Origin of the sequence: Pantoea cypripedii (genome assembly GCF_011395035.1) — a bacterium.
Taxonomy (GTDB): Bacteria; Pseudomonadota; Gammaproteobacteria; order Enterobacterales; family Enterobacteriaceae; genus Pantoea; species Pantoea cypripedii_A.
The window spans coordinates 2,604,979-2,623,190 of sequence record NZ_CP024768.1; the positions used below are offsets into that span (position 1 = coordinate 2,604,979).

Below are 18,212 nucleotides of genomic sequence, written 5' to 3' on the forward strand. Positions count from 1 at the left end.
CGCTGTCCCCTCGCTTATCACTCAGGCCTGACGGACCACGCGGATTCGCCATCCCTGGCTCATGCCGCGCTCTCGCCGCATCCATGCGGCTCGTCCTGGCCTTCCCTCTGCGCTCGGCGCTGCGAATGCCGCCCACACCCCCGTCTGAAAGACCGTGCTATCTGAATTGCGCGATAAATCGCGCCGCTACAAATAACTGCACGCTGTCGTAGCGGCGCGATTTATCGCTCAAAAAGCAATGGAGAAATCAACGGTAAGTAAAAGACGTGCAGCGAAGGGTGAGCGCCATCCGTACTCGCTGAGCGCGGGAGCGATTCCAGGATGAGCCGCATGGATGCGGCGAAAGGCGGCGTTGAGCAGGAGCGAATCGACGCCGGTCCGTCGGAAGCGTGAGTAAGCGAAGGCACCGCGAAGCGGCGAGGCAGGCGGCGCAAGGCCGGGGAATGCAAAGGGGACGGCCAGGTCCCCTTTGCTCGGTCGCCGCACTGGCGATCTGAAACTGCAAGTGCCGGTAGCGAACGAAACCAGCACAAGCGTTCCCGCGCGATAAATCGCGCCGCTACGCCAGAAGCAAACGCAACTGAGCGAGCGTATCCGCCAGTGCACCATCGTTATTGAGCGGAAAGCTGTGGGCCGGGAGCGGCTCAGCGGCACGGGCGAGGCGGCGGGCGATCTCCGCCTCGCTTTCACGTCCACGCTGCCGCAGACGCGCCGCCAGCACCTCCGGAGACACCTGCAACACCAGCGGCAGTAATTGACTGCCGTAACGTTGCTGCGCCACCGGCAGATGCAGCCGCGAACCATTGACCAGCACGTTAAGACCGCGTGCCAGCCAGTGGTCAATTTCTTCACCCAGGCCATAACAAAAACCGTGCGCCTGCCAGCTGAGGGCAAATAACCCGAGCGCTTCACGCCGCCGGAACTCGGCCTCGCTCAGCGCCACATGGTTCTCACCCCCGGCATCCGCCGGGCGGGTGATGTAGCGATGGGCGATCACCAGACGCTCCGGTGGTGCTTCGCGCAGCGCGTTGAGCAGGCTGTCTTTCCCCGCGCCGGATGGCCCGGTCAGCCAGATCAGGCGCGCCATCAGAACACCAGCCTGCCCTGCGACCACACATGACGAATATGCGGATGACCGTGATCGGTGTGCGCCAGTACCAGGTCGGCACGCAGTCCTTCGGCAATGGTGCCGCGATCCTGCAAGCCGATGGCCCGCGCCGGATTACGTGTCACCAGCGCCACCGCCTGCGGCAGCTCCAGCGTGTTGCGCTCATCTGCCGTTAAGCGGAACACCGCATCCAGCAGGCTGGCTGGGTAGTAATCCGAGGAGAGGATATCCAGCAAACCGGCACTCGCCAGTTCCCAGGCCGCCACGTTGCCGGAGTGCGAACCGCCGCGCACAATATTGGGCGCGCCCATCAGCACCTGCATGCCACAGGCACGTGAGGCGGCGGCCGCTTCCAGCGTGGTGGGGAATTCCGCAATCGCACTGCCGACATCATGAGACTCGGCCACGTGCGCCGCCGTGGCATCATCGTGGCTGGCAATCGGAATGCCACGCGCCCGGCACATCGCCGCAATGGCGTTGCGGTTCGGCTGAGACCATTCGGCCGCCAGCGCCAGCTGTTCACGTTCAAATTCGTCCATTTGCGCATCATTGAGCTGATATTTGCCCTGATAATAATCGCGGTACTTCTCCAGCGAGGCGTACTGACGCTGGCCTGGGGAATGATCCATCAGCGACACCAGCGACAGTTCCGGCGTACTCACCAGCGCTTCAAACAGCGTCAGGGTGGTGTGATAAGGCAGTTCACAGCGCAGATGCAGCTGGTGATCAACGCGGTTCAGCCCTTTGCGGTTGCTGTCGCGGATGGCATCGATCATCTTATTCAGGTTATCGAGGCGATGGCCGCCGTCACGCACATCGCCAACGCCAATCGCATCCAGCACCGTGGTAATGCCGCTGGCGACCATCAGCGCATCATGGCTGCTCATGGCGGAATGGGCAGGCCAGTCCACTTTCGGACGCGGCGTGAAGAATTTATCCAGGTTGTCGGTATGCAATTCCACCAACCCAGGCAGCAGATATGCCTGTTCGCCATCCAGCGCGCCAGGTTGCTGGCTGTTGCTGTCGCTAAAACTGGCGATACGCCCTTCGCGGATCTCCAGCGATCCGGCTACCACTTCATTTTCCAGCACCAGTCGGACGTTATTGACGATCATGCTTCTGCTCCTGTTTGTACCGGCTGCATGACGTGCAGGCGATCGGCCACGCGACTGCGCACCACTTCGTCATGAAAAATACCTACGATGGCCGCACCGCGGGCGCGCGCCTGCTCAATCAGTTCCACCACCGCCGCGCTGTTGGCGTTATCGAGGGAGGCGGTCGGTTCATCCAGTAACAGCACCGGATAGTCCGCGATAAAGCCACGCGCGATATTGACGCGCTGCTGCTCACCACCAGAGAAGGTTGAGGGGGCCAGCGACCACAGGCGTTGCGGCACATTCAGGCGCGTCAGCAGCTCTTTAGCACGTTTCTCGCAAAAGGCGCGCTCCACACCCCGTTCCAGCAACGGCTGCATCACGATCTCCAGCGTCGGCACACGCGGGATGACGCGCAGAAACTGGCTGACCCAGCCGATGGTATTGCGACGAATGGCGAGGATCTGACGCGCCGGTGCCTGCGCCATATCGATCCATTCCCCGTCATGTTGCAGCCAGATATGGCCGCTGTTGGCCTGATAGTTGCCGTACAGCGCACGCAGCAGCGTTGATTTCCCGCTACCGGAGCGGCCATGCAGCACCACACATTCGCCCGCGTTGACCTCCAGGCTGGCATCCTGCAACACCGGCAGCGCCACGCCGCTCTGGTTGTGCAGCACAAAGGTCTTACACAGCTTCTCCACGCGCAGTTGCGTATTCATGGTTGACTCCGCCATTAGTTGAGCACCGAAGAGACCAGCAGTTGTGTATAAGGGTGATGCGGATCGTCCAGCACCCGATCGGTGAGGCCACTTTCCACTACCCTGCCCTGTTTCATTACCAGCAGACGATGCGCCAGCAGGCGTGCCACGCCGAGATCGTGGGTCACAATCACCACGGCCAGATTCAGTTCACGCACCAGCGTGCGCAGTAAATCCAGCAGACGCGCCTGCACTGACACATCCAGCCCGCCGGTAGGTTCATCCATAAACACCAGCGAGGGTTGGGTGACGAGGTTGCGTGCAATCTGCAAACGCTGCTGCATCCCGCCGGAGAAGGTGGTCGGCAGGTCGTCGATGCGGCCAGCCGGGATCTCCACATCCTGCAACCAGCGCATCGCCTCAGCGCGGATATTGCCGTAATGACGCTGTCCCACCGCCATTAAACGCTCGCCGATATTGCCGCCTGCCGTCACCTGCGGACGCAGGCCATCGAGCGGGTGCTGATGGACCACGCCCCATTCGGTGCGCAGCAGGCGACGTCGGTCGCTCTCACTCAGCTGATACAGGTCCTGATTGCGATAAATGATGTTGCCCTGCTGCGGCGCTAAACGCGCTGACAGGCTGCGCAGCAGCGTGGTTTTGCCGGAACCGGATTCGCCGACAATCCCCAGCACTTCGCCGGGATAAAGTTCAAAGCTGACCTCCTCAAAGCCTTTGCCAGGCGCGTAAAGGTGAGTGAGGTTATTGACCGCAAGCAGCGGCTGTTCACTGTGCATGCTGTTGTTCCTGCTGCTGGTGGCAAAAATCGGTATCGGAGCAAACAAACATGCGCGTACCGGCGTCATCCATGACCACTTCATCGAGATAGCTGTGACGTGAACCGCACAGCGCACAGGGTTGATCCCACTTTTGTACGCTGAATGGGTGATCGTCGAAGTCGAGACTTTCCACTTTGGTATACGGCGGCAGCGCATAGATGCGTTTCTCACGCCCGGCACCAAACAATTGCAGCGCGGGCATCATATGCATCTTCGGGTTGTCGAATTTGGGGATCGGCGAGGGGTCCATCACGTAGCGGTCGTTGACCTTCACCGGGTAAGCGTAGGTAGTGGCGATATGGCCGTAGCGGGCGATATCTTCATACAGTTTCACCTGCATGATGCCGTACTCCTCCAGCGCGTGCATGGTGCGGGTTTCGGTCTCACGCGGTTCGATAAAACGCAGCGGTTCCGGGATCGGCACCTGGAAAATCAGCACCTGATCCTCCTCCAGCGGCGTTTCCGGAATGCGGTGACGCGTCTGGATCAGGGTGGCATCCACGGTGCGTTCAGTGGTGGCCGCACCACTGACACGCTGGAAGAAGCGACGGATCGACACCGCGTTGGTGGTATCGTCTGCCCCCTGGTCAATCACCTTCAGCACGTCCTGATCGCCAATGATGCTGGCGGTGATCTGAATCCCGCCGGTCCCCCAGCCATAGGGCATCGGCATTTCGCGTCCGGCAAACGGCACCTGATAACCGGGGATGGCGACCGCTTTGAGGATGGCACGGCGGATGGTGCGTTTGGTTTGCTCATCCAGATAGCCGCTGTTATAGCCGCTCAGCTCACTCATCATTCTGCTCCTGCTGCTGTTGGCGCAGCCGCTTGAGCAGCTCCAGCTCCGCCTGGAAATCGACGTAGTGCGGCAACTTCAGGTGCGAGACAAAGCCCGCGGCTTCAACGTTGTCGGCGTGGGCCAGCACAAATTCTTCGTCCTGTGCCGGGCTGGTGATGCGTTCCTGGTACTCGCGGGTTTGCAGCGCACGATCCACCAGCGCCATCGCCATCGCTTTACGCTCGGTACGACCAAATACCAGGCCGTAACCACGGGTAAACTGCGGTGGGTTATCGTCCTGGCTGGCGAAGCCGTTGACCATCTCGCATTCGGTCAGCAGAATTTCGCCAATCTCAATCTCGAAACCCAGCTCTTCCGGACAGATAGAGACGCTGAGATAACCGGTGCGGATTTCACCGGCGAAGGGATGGTTACGGCCATAGCCGCGCTGAGTTGAATAGCCCAGCGCCAGCAAAAAACCTTCATCACCGCGCACCAGCTGTTGCAGACGTGCCGCACGTGAGGCCGGAAACGACGGCGGTTCACGCGTGATATCGCACGGCTCACTGCCGTCATCTTCCTCGCGCGCCGCCAGCCCTTCAGCAGTCATCATGCTGAACATATGCGGGCAATGCTGCGGCAGCGCCTGGTCGTCGCGCGCAGCTGACGGGGTTTCACCGTTAGCCAGCAGCGTAAAATCCAGCAGACGATGGCTGTAGTCATAGGTCGGGCCAAGCACCTGGCCGCCGGGCAAATCTTTGTACACGGCCGAAATGCGACGCTCGATACGCATCGCATCGGTGTCTAACGCCAGGCTGTCCGCCAGACGTGGCAACGTGGTGCGATAGGCGCGCAGCAGGAAAATCGCCTCGACTAAATCGCCGCTCGCCTGTTTGATAGCCAGCGCCGCCAGCTGCGGATCATAGATGCCGCCTTCGGTCATCACGCGATCCACCGCCAGACCCAGCTGCTCTGCCAGCTGGTCACACTGCAGCTCTGCCAGCGCACGATCGCCACGACGTAAATCGGCCTGTAATTGATGGGCGCTGGCTATCGCCTTCTCGCCCCCCTTCACCGCCACGTACATCAGCACACCTCCACGTCAGTGGTACGCGGCAACGCCATCATCGCTTCGCCACAGGTGAAAATCAGGTCGACACCCTGCGGGAACGGATGCGGGCGTTCACGCAGGTAATGAAGAATGGCCGCAGGCAGCTGAGGTGCGATGGCACGCGGCTCACGCAGGCCCGGACCAGACAGACGCAGCGTCAGGCCACCGTTCAGCGACGGCACTTCAATGATCAGCGTGGTGCTTTTTTCCGGTGACAGGTTGTCACCGGCAGCAAAGTGCGCCGGATCAGGGTTGGCGCTGGCGTGGGTCAGGGCAAAGGGGGCATCGCGCTCGCTGACAATCGGCACGCCGGTATGGAAACGCAGGTTGCTGCGCAGGATTTCGTTATCAACTTTATCATCCAGCCACAGGGCGCTTTCCTGATCGACCAGCGTCAGCAGCACCGCAGTGGCCGCCGGTGACAGATCGCCCCAGCCCTGCGCCAGTGGCAATGCCACCATCACACCCGGCTCACTCATCGCTTTCAGAATACGACGGAAAGCGCGCTGCGCATCAGCCACCGGATGGTTAAAACTTGCCAGTAATGTCATCAGTTATCTCCGCGAACCAGCGTAAAGAAATCCACTTTGGAGCTGGCGATTTCGCGGGCGCGCAGCTGACGCTGCTCTTCACGCAGAGCCGCCAGCGGGGCAATAATTTTTTCTTCGATCAGCGCCTGGGTTTCTGGCTGCTGTAATAAGGCATCGATCAACGCACAACGTTCGGCATGGGCTTTGTCGCGTCCCAGCACATAGCTGAACCCGAGGGTGCCATCGTGCAGTTTCACCACCGCACGCGTCACTGTGGCATCACCCATCACAAAGCGTTTGCCGCTGCCCCCCATGCGCGCCTGCAACCGGGTTAACCCGGTTTCCGCCGGACGCACCCGTTCAAAGCTCGGGTCGAGTCTGAGCTGTTGCCAGTGGGCGGTAAGCTGGCTGGCTTCGCTGTGAGCCAGCACCGACATCCAGTGCTGGCGGGCCGTTGGTTGTTTCATTAGTGCTCCAGGGTCAGTTCAATCATGTCGCCACGCGTCAGGCTGACGGAGTATTCCGCCACCTGGCCGTCGCTGTTTTTATTCAGGGTGCGCACGCACAACACCGGGGACTGCAAGGCAATCTCCAGTTGCTGGCACTCTTTGGCCTGAGCACGGCGGGTGCTGATGCGGGTCTGCGCGCGGGTCAGTTGCAGGCCAGTGTGCTGCTGTAAATAGTCATGCAGCGAACCGCTGTGGAACTGTTGCAGCGCTGGCCACCAGCTCAGTTCGCACAGGTAATGGTTGATGACGCAGACCGGTACGCCGTTAACGCGGCGCAGGGTACGCAGGTGAATAACATTGTCCCCTTCGTTGATGCCGAGGGCGCTGGCGACGTCACTACTGGCAGGACGCAGCACTGCCAGCAGACGTTCGCTGGTGGGATGGCTGCCCTGCTCCAGCAGGTTCTGACTGAAGCGGGCCTGCGCGTGCAGTGGATAGTCATACGGCCGCATCAGCACCAGGATGCCGACGCCATGACGCCGTTGCAGCAACCCTTTATTCACCAGCTCGTCCACCGCACGGCGCAGCGTGTGGCGATTGACTTCGTAATGTGCCGCCAGCTGTTGTTCGGAAGGCAGGTAATCGCCGCAGCGATAGCGTTCCTGTAGCGCCTGCTCCAGTTGGGCGGCGACCGCCTGATACACAGTGGTCGGATGTCTGGATATCTCCATCACCATCAATACCTCGCTCGCGTAAGGTTGTGGAATCGCAGTCAGAGACGCTGCGGGATGGCGACTACCTTGACGCAGGCAAATGACAAATCCGTGACGCCTCAGTGACGCACTGATGAATTTGCTTTAAGGCAGCAGGATGCGGGCGATTCGGAGGGGAATTTAATAAAAAATTTTTAACTGTTGCCTTTGTGACATTGTTCAAAAAAATATCGGTTATTTTCACCCCATTTACGCCTTCCTTGCGCAATGCAGCTTTTCTGTCTTCTGCTAAGTTAAAACATGACACCTCCTTGTTACGCGAACTTTAAAATGATTAATGCAATCAAACTGTCAGACGGTTTTCGGCGCAATTTTGTGCGTGAAGTGATCCTGCCGTTAGTGGCGATTCTGGTGCTGACCTTTGCCGGAGCCGGTGCCGGTCTGTTCTGGGGCACCCGCCTGACCAATAACGAAGCGCAGGAACAGCAGCAACGAATGATTGAAGCTTCCTTTGATCAAAGCCTGGCGGAGCATTTGCGCCAGCTGCGCAGCCTGACGCGCTGGGCGCCGCTGGCTAATCAGCTGGATTTATCCCAGCCGGATCAGGGCTGGCTGGATGAAAATGTCGGCAGCTGGTTGTATGAAATGTTCGACCATGAACTGGTATTGATACTGGGGCAGGATAATCAGCTGGTTGAGGTGTGGCGCAATGGCCAGCAGGTGCCGGATCGCCAGGTGGGGCCACAGGTGCAGGCGATGCTCGACAGCACGCTGCTGCGCGCCAGTGATCATCCCGCCGATCGTGCCGATTTTGTGCGCATTGGCGATCGCGCCGCCTCAATTGCGGTGGGTGATATCAGCCAGGCGGGCCACTATCGGCTGGTGAGCGTGAAATATCTCGATGACGGTTATCTGAACCGGCTGGCAACGCGCAGCCAGCTGCGGCAGTTGCATTTCAGCGGCAGCACGCCGCAACCCAATGACCGGGCGCATTATCTGCTGAACTCACAACAAGGCGACCCGGTGGGCTATATCAGCTGGGAGCCGGATCGGCCCGGCGCGCAGATGTTGCGCACTATCGGCCCTTCCACGCTGCTGTCCGTGGTGATGATTACCCTGGTGTGCCTGTTTATGGTCCGGCGTATCTGGACCTCATCACTGAATCTGTCGCAATCCTTGCTCAGGCTGGGGGCCAGCGAAGCGCAGGCGCAGCATCTGGCGTTTCATGATGTGCTCACCGGCCTGCCCAACCGGTCGCTGGTGGAGGACCGGCTCAGCCAGGCGCTGGCGATGGCGGCACGCTACGACCATCGCGTGGCGTTATTGCTGATCGATCTCGATCGTTTTAAGAACATCAATGACACCTACGGCCACCATGCAGGCGATGACTTGATTATCGAAGTCGGGCATCGGCTGAGCAGTCTGGTACGCGCCAGCGATACCGTGGGCCGCATCGGCGGAGATGAATTCATTATCGTGATGCCGGATGTGGAGAATATCAGCCAGGTGCAGACAGTGGCGAACCGCATCATCAGCGCGCTGAGTGAGCCTTACCATTTGTTCGGCAGTGAAGCCTGGATTGGGACCAGTATCGGTCTGGCACTGGCACCCAAAGATGGGCTGGATCGCCAGGAGTTGATGCGCAAAGCGGATATCGCGTTGTATGAAGCAAAAAACGGCGGACGCGGTCAGTATCGCCAGTTTGAGCGGGCGATGGATGAATCGCTGCGCACCCGGCAGCAGATTGCCGCCGACCTGCGCCATGCGTTGCTGCATTACGACGGTCTGGCGGTGTGGTATCAGCCGTTGATGGAGATCAGCGGCCAGCGGGTGGTGGGACTGGAGGCGCTGTTGCGCTGGCAACATCCCACCCGCGGAGAGGTCGCACCCGGCGAGTTTATTGCTATTGCGGAAGAGACCGGGCTGATTATCCCGCTGGGCGAGTGGGTGCTGCGCGAGGCCTGTAAAACCTCGCTACGTATGCCGGAGTTGATCGTCGCCGTCAACGTTTCGCCGGTGCAGTTCCGCGCCAGTGGCTTTGTCGAACGGATGATTGAGATTGTGCAGTCTGAGGGGGCCGATCCGCAGCGCATGGAGCTGGAGATTACCGAAGGGGTGCTGATTGAGGATGAGCATGAAGCACGCAATAACATCATCGCGTTACGCAATGCCGGTTTCCGCATCGCACTGGATGATTTCGGCACCGGCTATTCCAGCCTGAATTACCTCAGCACCTTCCCGGTGGACAAAATCAAGATCGACCGCTCCTTCACGCAGTCGTTAGGGGTGGCGCAGAATTCGGCCGCGATTATTGAATCGGTGGTACGCCTCGGCCACGCCATGGGGTTAATGGTCACCGCCGAAGGGGTGGAAACCGAAGGCCAGATGAACGCGCTGGCCGATGCCGGGTGTAATCAGTTGCAGGGTTATCTGTTCAGCCAGGCAGTGCCGATCGAGGAAATTGAAAGGATGGTGTGAAGGATGCCTGGTGCGCATAAATGCGCACCCTACGGCGTAAGGTCGGCATTTATGCCGACCTGTGATTCAGCTTTTAAATGATGTGCAACCCTCTGCAAATATAAAAATCGGTTGGAAAAGTGCGCGCATTGGATGAATTCTCTATTCGAATGCATTAACACAACAGACGATAATTGTTTTCGCAGGGAGGCAAAAATGAAAAATCGCAAATACCCACGACTGAAAAACTATGACTACAAAACAACTGGTGCTTATTTCATTACCCTCGTTTGCCATCAACGGCTACCTTTGTTTGGCAGAATAAGCTCAGGTACATTTCATCCAACATTATTGGGTGAAACCACATGGTACGAATGGAATAACTTAACCTGCAGATATCCATCATGGCTGAGGACTGACGCTTTCGTTCTTATGCCCAACCACCTTCATGGCATTCTCTGGCTACTGGATGGCTGTCCACGGTCGGTATCGGATATTATTGGTTTATTTAAATCCGGAGTGACCAGACAGTTCCACCTGAAAATCTGGCAGCGTAGTTTTTATGATCGCGTTATTAGGGATGAATATGAATTATTGAAAATAAGAGAATACATTCAAAATAACCCATTGCAATGGGCATTGGATCGTTTATATATACCATGATGAATTTATTTTTCCAGGTGCGCATAAATGCGCACCCTACAATGTAGGGTCGGCATTCATGCCGACCTGGTCAATAACCGCACCGTACATAATGACGGCATTTATGCCGACCGGGTATTTAATTTACGACGGAAAATCCGTATCAATCGAGGTCTGTTTCCACGCCTCGACCTGCGCCAGGCGTTCTTTCAGCTTGCTGGTCACCGCGTCATAACCCCAGGCCCCCATCACCAGATGGCGCGGTGGATTGGCGTTTTCGGTGATAGCAATCATCGCGCTGGCGGCGCGTGCCGGATCACCCGCCTGGGTGCCGCTGTATTCCGAAGTGGCTTTCATACGCGCCGCCGCGGTTGCGGCATACTCCGGCAGCTTGCTCGGCGTCTGGTGTAGCGAACGCCCTGCCCAGTCGGTGCGGAACGGGCCGGGTTCGACACAGGTAACGTGAATGCCCAGCGGGGCGGTTTCCAGCGCCAGCGAATCCGACCAGCCCTCCACCGCGTGCTTGCTGGCTGAGTAATAACCCGAGCTGGCAAAACCCATAAATCCAGCCACCGAGGTGATGTTGATAATATGCCCGCTGCGTGCCTGACGCATCGCTGGCAAGATGGCGCGGGTCAGGGCAAATAAGCCAAACACGTTGGCATCAAACTGAGCGCGGATTTCCTGATCCTCGCCCTCTTCTACTGAACTTTGATAACCGTAGCCGGCGTTGTTGACCAGCACATCAATGGTGCCAAACGTCGCCAGCGCTTTGGCTACCGCGGCATCAATGCTGGCCTGCTGCGTCACATCCAGCGCCACCGCCAGCGCGTTGCTGTGCCCCTCAACTAAATCCTGCACTTTCGCCGGATCGCGAGCGGTTACCACGGTTTGGAAACCACGCGCAATCGCCTGCTGCGCCAGTTCGCGACCAAAGCCTGTGGAGCAGCCGGAAATAAACCATACGGGATGTTTTGCTGTTGCCATGCTGAGACTCTCCTGAAAAGGTCAGATGCCCGATGACCCCGCCATCGGGCAAAGAGGTTAAGCCTGGCAGGAATGCCACAACGGTTTTAGCCAGTTGTGCGTCATCAAACCCTCATCGCCGGATAACGCTGGCGCAACTCGCTGAAGATGGCGTGCATCTGCGCTGCCATTTCCATCTCTGGCTGGCTAGCGGCCTCCACTGCCTTAAACACCTGATGTTTAAGAAAATGACGCCAGCCAACCGGCGCAGCCGCCAGAAAGGTGGTCAGCAACTGATAACGTTGCGGTGTCCATACGGTTTCGAACGCGTTGCGCGCCGCGCCGTGATCAAAATGTTCAGCAGCAGGCTGACGCATGACGTGACGCAGCTCAGCGGTCGCCACCTCGTCAACCGCGTCATTGACGATCGCCACCCCATATTGCTCGCGAGCCGCCGCCAGGCTGACGAAGCCGCAGCGCACATCCCGGAGCACCGCCTGCACATCACGATCTACCGCCCGGCCATAGCCCCCCGCTCCCGGACCACACACCTCAACCACATCCCCAGGCTGGCAGCGAATCACATCGGTGTTGCCATGCTCGATGATCTCACCCTCACGCAGGGTGCGAAAGTGCGACAAACCACCCGGCGCGCCCCCCAAAACCCCCGCTGAGGCAAATACCGAACGGTTCCGGTTACGCGCGGTGACCAGCGTGTCCGGGGCGAAAACCTCAAACACCATTTCGCTGGCTAAGCCGCCGCGATAACGCCCGGCCCCGGCGCTGTCAGGCACCAGACCATAGCGATGGAAATGGATCGGCACCTCCGCTTCGTTGATCTCAATCGGCGTGTTTTTCAGGAAGGCGGATAAGCCGCCGGATCCATCCGGGCCATCGTGACGTGGCGTACCGCCCGCACCACCGCCCACCGGGCCGAGTGAGGCTACCACGCTGTGGTTAGCTGCATCGCTGGTGCGAATATTCATGATGGAGTTGCCACCCGGCGAATTGGCGGGCAGACGATCGGGGATAGCCTGTGAAAACACGCCGAGGGTGGCGATCTGCGACAGGGCGCAGGTCAGCGAACGCATACCCACTGCCGCCGGTGCTTCACAGTTCATCACCGTTCCCGGCGGCAGAATGGCGCGCGTCGGGCGCAGCGTACCCGCGTTCAGCAACAGGTTACGATCCAGCGTGGAGAGCACATAGGTGACCCCCACCAGCGCCAGCGGGTGGCGCTCACGTCCACCGGTCGGCATGTTCAGCGAGGAAGCCAGCTGCGGGTCGCTGCCGGTGTAATCCAGCTCCAGCGTTTCACCCTGCACCCGCAGGGTGATCGCCACCCGGCAGGGAAAACCGCCTTCACCATCCTCATCGGCAAAGTCCGCATAGAAATATTCACCGTCGGGAATGGTGGCGATAATGCTGCGCGCCTGGCGTTCGGCATATTCCAGCATGCCGTCGATACCTTGCAGAAAATCCACCACGCCGAAACGGGCGATAATCTCGTGGATTTTACGCTCACCGACGTTAACTGAGGCAAGCTGGGCTTTGAAGTCGCCCCAATTCTGATCCGGTACACGCACGTTGAGCCGCATAATGCGCGCCACTTCTTCATTTAACTCACCGTTACGCACGATTTTCAGGGGCGGAATACGAATGCCTTCCTGCACGATATCGGTCAGGGAACGCGACAGCGAAGCCGGGACCGCGCCGCCGACATCGGTGTTGTGAATATGCCCCACCACAAAGCAGACGATTTCGCCCTGATGAAACACCGGTTTCCAGATATGGATATCCGGCGAGTGGGTTGCTACGTTGCCCGCGTAGGAGTCGTTGGTGATGCAGATATCTCCCTCGTCATAATGGTCAATCAGGGTCAGCACCGGACCATAATCAATGCCGCTGTACCAGGGTGCGCCAAAGCTGCGCGGAGAGGCAAACGCCAGGCCGTCACGGCTGACAATCTGGCAGGAGAAATCTTCCGTCTCTTTGACGAAGGTGGAGTGCGCGGTGCGCATCAGGGTAAACGCCATCGCGTCGGCCGCTGCCGCACAATAGTTGGCGAGAATTTGCAGGTTACGTCCGTCAATCGCCATCTTAATGCGCCTCCAGTGGGGTAATCAGTAAATTGCCAAACTCATCTACCCGCACCTGCATGTGCGGTGGGACGCAGGTGGTGCAGTCATCCTGCGCGATAATCACCGGCCCTAACAGCTGATGCCCGGCACGCAGGCTGACGCGCAGCACCACATCAACCTGATGTTCTGCCCCATCAATCCACGCGCGGGTCTGTTGCGCCACGACCACCGGCCCGCTGGCGGCTGCCAGACGATTTAGCGTGGGTTTGGGGGTCGGCGAGGCGATCACCAGCCGCAGATTGATGATTTGTACCGGCGCGCTGGCGTCATGATGTCCAAACAGCTGCTGATGCTGACGATCAAAGGCATCATGCAGGGCGCTGACATTGGCCTGTACCAGCCAGGACGCCTCCAGCATCACTTCAATTTCGAATGACTGACCGCGATAGCGCATATCGGCGCTGTAGTGCAATGTGAAGGGCATCGCGGCACCGTGTTGCTCACTCAACCAGCCACGGGCACGCAGGCTGAGCGCTTCCGCTTCTGTCGCCAGTTTATCCGCCAGTGAGGCATCCAGATCGCTGTACAAGGTGCGGATAAAGTCATTGCGAATATCCGCCACCAGTCCACCCAGCGCAGACAGCACGCCCGGCGTCGGCGGCACAATCACCCCTTTCATATTCAGTTCACGCGCCAGGAAGCAGCCCATCATCGGCCCGGCACCACCAAAGGCGAGGAACCAGAATTCACGCGGGTCGAGGCCAAAGCGCGACAGCAGGCCGCTGGTGTCGCTGTACATGCTGGAAATCGCCAGTTCGATGGCGGTTTCTGCCGTTTCCTCCACCGAGATGCCCAGGGTTTCCGCCAGCGGCTGCCAGGCGGCGCGTGCCGCGGCAACATCCACCCTGACGGCGTTATAGCCCAGATCGCCATGGCCGATCATGCCGCAGGCGGCAAAAGCATCAGTGGCGGTCGGCTGGGTGCCGCCACGCTGGAAACACACCGGTCCCGGCAGGGAGCCTGCGCTGTCCGGCCCCATATGCAGCACGCCCTGATTATCGATCCATGCCAGTGAACCGCCCCCCTGCCCGACCGACGTCACCGCCACCGAGGGGATATAGATAGGGAAATCACCGATGATTTCCCCGTTGCCCTGGGCAACCTGGCCATCAATGATCACCGCCACATCGGCGCTGGTGCCGCCAATATCGAGGCTAAGGATTTTGTTAAAGCCGCAGGTGCTGGCGAGGAAGCTGGCACCAATGACGCCGGAGGCGGTGCCGGACAACACCATCTGCACGCATTCGCTTTTCGCCTGCTCCACCCCCATCACCCCACCGTTGGATTTGGTGATACGCGGCGGCGGCGTCACGCCCATGGTGTTCAGGGCGCGTTCAAAGGATTCGAGATAATGGATCACCATCGGCTGAACATAAGCGTTAATGGTGGCGGTGATGGTGCGTTCATACTCGCGAATGATGGGCCAGATATCTGCCGAGCAGGAGGTCAGTAATTCTGGTGCCTGTTCATTGATAATGGCTTTCACCGCCGCTTCATTGTGGCGATTGCGGTAGCTGTGCAGCAGCGCCACCACAATGCCCTGGCACCCCGCCGTCCGCGCGCCCGCAATGGCCGCCAGCACGCTGTCACGATCAACGTCCTGCAACACGGCACCCTTGCGGTCAGTACGTTCTTTAATGGCAAACACCCGGTCACGGGAAATCAGCGGTTCTGGTCGGCGTGAGAACAGGTCGTGGATATGGGGAATTTTCAGACGTGCCAGCTCCAGCACATCACAAAAACCCTCGGTGGCGAACAGCGCCAGTTTGACTCCACGCCGCTGGATGACCGCGTTAATCCCCACCGTGGTGCCGTGGGTGAAATAGTCGATTTGCTGTGGCGCGATGCCGTCGCGTTGTTCCAGTTGCGCCAGCCCGGTGAGAATTTCACTGCCGGGCTGATCCGGTCGCGATAACACTTTCAAGGTGTGAATCTGATTGGTCTGCTCGTTCAGGACGGCGAAATCAGTAAAGGAGCCGCCAATATCTACGCCAACGCGGTAACCCATGGTGTTTTCCCATTATCAGGAGAGCGGAAATTCCATCAGCTTGTGCGGATCCTGTACCACACGCCAGCCAAGGCGCTGGTAGAGCTGATGGGCATCATTCGTCAATAGCATCCAGCGGCGCACCGTTTGTAACTCCGGGTGCTCGCGCACGCAGGTCGCCAGCCAGCTGCCAAGACCGTGGCCGCGCCAGTTTTCATCAATGATCACGTCACATAACCAGCCGAAGCGGGTGTAGTCAGTCACCAGCCGGGCAAAGCCAATTTGTTGATTTTGATGATAAAGGCCAAACGGCAGCGACCCGGCAATCGAGCGCTCGGTTTTCGCGCGCGGCTGGCCCTGCGCCCAGTAAGAACGCACCGCCAGCTGATCATGAATCCAGTCAATATCGAGGCGCTGACGTTCGGTGGAGAGAGTGAAGTCATCGCGCTGCCACTGCTGAGCGGGGATGGTTAAGGCGTCCATGGCAACTCCTTGTAAAGTGGTGAATTGAGTGTAAAGGCGTCGGAGCAAGCAAAGCGGCTGAAGCCGCAGTCTTAACCACTAAGATAAAGGGAATTTTGTACGATGGAGAAATTTTATGCTGTGGGGATGGATTGCGCGATAAATCGCGCCGCTACGCCAGCGTGCAGTCATTTGTAGCGGCGCGATTTATCGCGCGAATTTAAGCAACAGCGGCAAGGCGCAACTACACCCCAAATTCCACCGAATTCTGCTTCGCGATCAGCGACCTCAACGGCACGCTGCTTTTCATAATTGGCGATTTAATCACGATATAACTGAAATACTTATCGATGCCGATTTGCGCATCCAGCATCTTCTCAATCACTTCCTGGTAATGTTCAATGCTGCGGGTAATAAAACGCAGCAAATAGTCGTAACCGCCGGTGATCAGGTGGCACTCCATCAACTCATCCACATCACGCACCGCGCTTTCGAATTTCATAAAATCTTCGCGGCGATGGCCGGACAGGGTCACTTCGGTAAACACCGTCACCGAGTCGGTAATTTTGGTGAGATTGATGTGTGCTTCATAGCCGGTGATAAAACCCGCCTGCTCCAGCCGTTTCACCCGTTGCAGGCAGGGGCTGGGAGAAAGTCCAACGGCGTCGGCCAGGTTGACGTTGCTGATACGGCCATCTTTTTGTAGTTGCACCAGGATGTTGATATCGATGCGGTCGAGTTTCATTAAGCCGTTCATAGCACCCCTCATTGTTGACCAACTGTGCAGGTTATCCCGAAGGTATATCACGCTTTAATGTGGCTGCGCCAGCACTGACGCATGCCACGATTTTCGGGAAGCCTGAGAATAATTTCAGCAATATCAATGAGGAAGCCGGATTTATCCGAGTCGGCCACTGGCGCGTGCCAGCGCGATATCAAAGATATGCAGCGCTTCTTCCAGCTGCGAATCCGTCGTCACCAGGGGTGCCAGGAAGCGGATGGTGTTGCGGTGCAGGCCACATTTAATCAGCAGCAATCCTTCCTGGCAGGCGCAGTCGAGGATCTTCTGCGTCATCACCGCGTCAGGACGTTTGGTCTCAAAGTCGATAATTTCTACCGCCTGCATAAAACCGACGCCGCGCACGTCGCCAATACAGGCATACTTTTCCGCCAGCTGTTGCAGATGCGCATTGAGCCTGGCACCCAAATGATTGCTGCGCGCCAGCAGGTTGTCGTTTTCCAGCAGATCAAGCACCGCCAGTGCCGCCGCACAGCCAAGCGCGTTGCCGCCATAGGTACCGCCCAGCCCACCCGGTAACGGGGCATCCATTATCGCGGCTTTACCCACCACGCCGGAGATGGGCAAACCGCCACCGAGGCTTTTCGCTACCGTGATCAGGTCCGGGGTGATAGCGGAATGCTGGAAGGCAAACATTTTGCCGGTACGACCAAAACCGGTCTGCACTTCATCGCAAATCAGTAAAATGCCGTGCTTCTCGGTAATACGACGCAGCGCCTGCATAAAGCTGGCCCCGGCAGGCAGAAAACCGCCATCACCCTGTACCGGTTCGATGATGATCGCGGCGACGCGTTCCGGCGCAATCTGTACCGCAAACAATTGATCCAGCGCTTGCAGACAATCTTCATCGCTCACGCCATAAAACGCATTCGGGAACGGCAGGCGATACACCTCGCCCGGGAAAGGACCAAAATTCTGTTTATAAGGCTGGCTCATGCCGGTCAGGGTACATCCCAGCAGGGTGCGGCCATGAAACGCACCGTCAAACGCGATGATGCCGGAGCGCTGGGTATGGGCGCGGGCAATTTTCACCGCATTTTCTACCGCCTCCGCGCCGCTGGTGAAAAACACGCTTTTGAACGGCTGACCATTCCCCACCAGCTGATTCAGGCGCTGTGCCAGCTCGATATAGCCTGGATAGGCCACCACCTGGAAACAGGCGTGTGAAACCAGGCCCAGTTGACGGGTGACGGCATTGACCACTGCCGGATGGTTATGGCCCACGTTAAGTACGCCGATACCGCCGACGAAATCGAGGTAGCGGTTGCCCTCCACGTCCCACACTTCGCTACCTTTTGCCCGCTCGATCACCAGCGGATGCGCGGTGACTATGCCACGCGGCACATGCTGCTCACGCGCGTCCAGTAACAGGCTGTTATCGGAATATGTTTGCTGTTCCGCCATGACATTCTGCATTTTTAACCCTCATCCACGT

The 18,212-nt window shown here is 58.5% G+C and carries 17 protein-coding genes; 2 read left to right on the forward strand and 15 right to left on the reverse strand.

The features are described from left to right. Positions 1-559 precede the first annotated feature (559 nt). The 9 genes from phnN to phnF are packed head-to-tail and all read right to left on the reverse strand — an operon-like array spanning position 560 to position 7,341. Complete coding sequence (phnN, locus tag CUN67_RS12105; RefSeq protein WP_208715554.1) at positions 560-1,087, reverse strand: ribose 1,5-bisphosphokinase; 528 nt, start codon at positions 1,085-1,087, stop codon at positions 560-562. Then, positions 1,087-2,223 (reverse strand): alpha-D-ribose 1-methylphosphonate 5-triphosphate diphosphatase, encoded by a 1,137-nt coding sequence (phnM, locus tag CUN67_RS12110; protein ID WP_208715557.1) that lies wholly within the window; start codon positions 2,221-2,223, stop codon positions 1,087-1,089. Before phnM ends, phnN begins: the two co-directional genes overlap by 1 nt. After that, on the reverse strand, positions 2,220-2,924 hold the full coding sequence (gene phnL, locus CUN67_RS12115; protein ID WP_254711338.1) for a phosphonate C-P lyase system protein PhnL: 705 nt from the start codon (positions 2,922-2,924) through the stop codon (positions 2,220-2,222). The genes phnM and phnL overlap by 4 nt, the downstream gene beginning before the upstream one ends. Before the next feature lie 14 nt (positions 2,925-2,938). Continuing rightward, positions 2,939-3,700: a phosphonate C-P lyase system protein PhnK gene (gene phnK, locus CUN67_RS12120; RefSeq protein WP_084875754.1), complete on the reverse strand. Its 762-nt coding sequence runs from the start codon at positions 3,698-3,700 to the stop codon at positions 2,939-2,941. Then, positions 3,690-4,538 (reverse strand): alpha-D-ribose 1-methylphosphonate 5-phosphate C-P-lyase PhnJ, encoded by an 849-nt coding sequence (locus tag CUN67_RS12125; protein ID WP_208717182.1) that lies wholly within the window; start codon positions 4,536-4,538, stop codon positions 3,690-3,692. Before CUN67_RS12125 ends, phnK begins: the two co-directional genes overlap by 11 nt. Beyond that, a complete protein-coding gene (locus CUN67_RS12130; protein ID WP_208715559.1) occupies positions 4,531-5,607 on the reverse strand; it encodes a carbon-phosphorus lyase complex subunit PhnI in 1,077 nt (358 codons plus the stop codon). Before CUN67_RS12130 ends, CUN67_RS12125 begins: the two co-directional genes overlap by 8 nt. Further along, positions 5,607-6,182 (reverse strand): phosphonate C-P lyase system protein PhnH, encoded by a 576-nt coding sequence (gene phnH, locus CUN67_RS12135; protein WP_208715560.1) that lies wholly within the window; start codon positions 6,180-6,182, stop codon positions 5,607-5,609. Before phnH ends, CUN67_RS12130 begins: the two co-directional genes overlap by 1 nt. Continuing rightward, entirely contained in the window at positions 6,182-6,628 is a 447-nt protein-coding gene (gene phnG / locus CUN67_RS12140; RefSeq protein WP_208715561.1) for a phosphonate C-P lyase system protein PhnG, read from the reverse strand. Before phnG ends, phnH begins: the two co-directional genes overlap by 1 nt. Continuing rightward, entirely contained in the window at positions 6,628-7,341 is a 714-nt protein-coding gene (phnF, locus tag CUN67_RS12145; protein WP_208715562.1) for a phosphonate metabolism transcriptional regulator PhnF, read from the reverse strand. The genes phnG and phnF overlap by 1 nt, the downstream gene beginning before the upstream one ends. 312 nt (positions 7,342-7,653) lie before the next feature. On the opposite strand from phnF, the gene CUN67_RS12150 reads away from it, so the two are divergent. Together CUN67_RS12150 and CUN67_RS12155 are read left to right on the forward strand one after the other, a co-directional pair. Next, positions 7,654-9,801 (forward strand): putative bifunctional diguanylate cyclase/phosphodiesterase, encoded by a 2,148-nt coding sequence (locus tag CUN67_RS12150; protein WP_208715563.1) that lies wholly within the window; start codon positions 7,654-7,656, stop codon positions 9,799-9,801. Between the two features lie 195 nt (positions 9,802-9,996). Continuing rightward, positions 9,997-10,443, forward strand: coding sequence for a transposase (locus tag CUN67_RS12155; protein WP_208715564.1), 447 nt, complete (start codon positions 9,997-9,999; stop codon positions 10,441-10,443). A 123-nt stretch (positions 10,444-10,566) separates the two neighbouring features. On the opposite strand, the gene CUN67_RS12160 is transcribed toward CUN67_RS12155, so the two are convergent. The 6 genes from CUN67_RS12160 to gabT form a co-directional block, all read right to left on the reverse strand. Continuing rightward, positions 10,567-11,409: an oxidoreductase gene (locus CUN67_RS12160; RefSeq protein WP_208715565.1), complete on the reverse strand. Its 843-nt coding sequence runs from the start codon at positions 11,407-11,409 to the stop codon at positions 10,567-10,569. Between the two features lie 104 nt (positions 11,410-11,513). Then, on the reverse strand, positions 11,514-13,487 hold the full coding sequence (locus CUN67_RS12165) for a hydantoinase B/oxoprolinase family protein (RefSeq protein ID WP_208715566.1): 1,974 nt from the start codon (positions 13,485-13,487) through the stop codon (positions 11,514-11,516). A 1-nt stretch (position 13,488) separates the two neighbouring features. Then, a complete protein-coding gene (locus tag CUN67_RS12170; protein ID WP_208715568.1) occupies positions 13,489-15,537 on the reverse strand; it encodes a hydantoinase/oxoprolinase family protein in 2,049 nt (682 codons plus the stop codon). Positions 15,538-15,552: 15 nt separating this feature from the next. Next, on the reverse strand, positions 15,553-15,999 hold the full coding sequence (locus CUN67_RS12175) for a GNAT family N-acetyltransferase (RefSeq protein WP_208715570.1): 447 nt from the start codon (positions 15,997-15,999) through the stop codon (positions 15,553-15,555). Between the two features lie 223 nt (positions 16,000-16,222). Next, entirely contained in the window at positions 16,223-16,735 is a 513-nt protein-coding gene (locus CUN67_RS12180; RefSeq protein WP_013509631.1) for an Lrp/AsnC family transcriptional regulator, read from the reverse strand. Between the two features lie 141 nt (positions 16,736-16,876). Further along, on the reverse strand, positions 16,877-18,193 hold the full coding sequence (gene gabT, locus CUN67_RS12185; RefSeq protein ID WP_208715572.1) for a 4-aminobutyrate--2-oxoglutarate transaminase: 1,317 nt from the start codon (positions 18,191-18,193) through the stop codon (positions 16,877-16,879). Positions 18,194-18,212 lie beyond the last annotated feature (19 nt).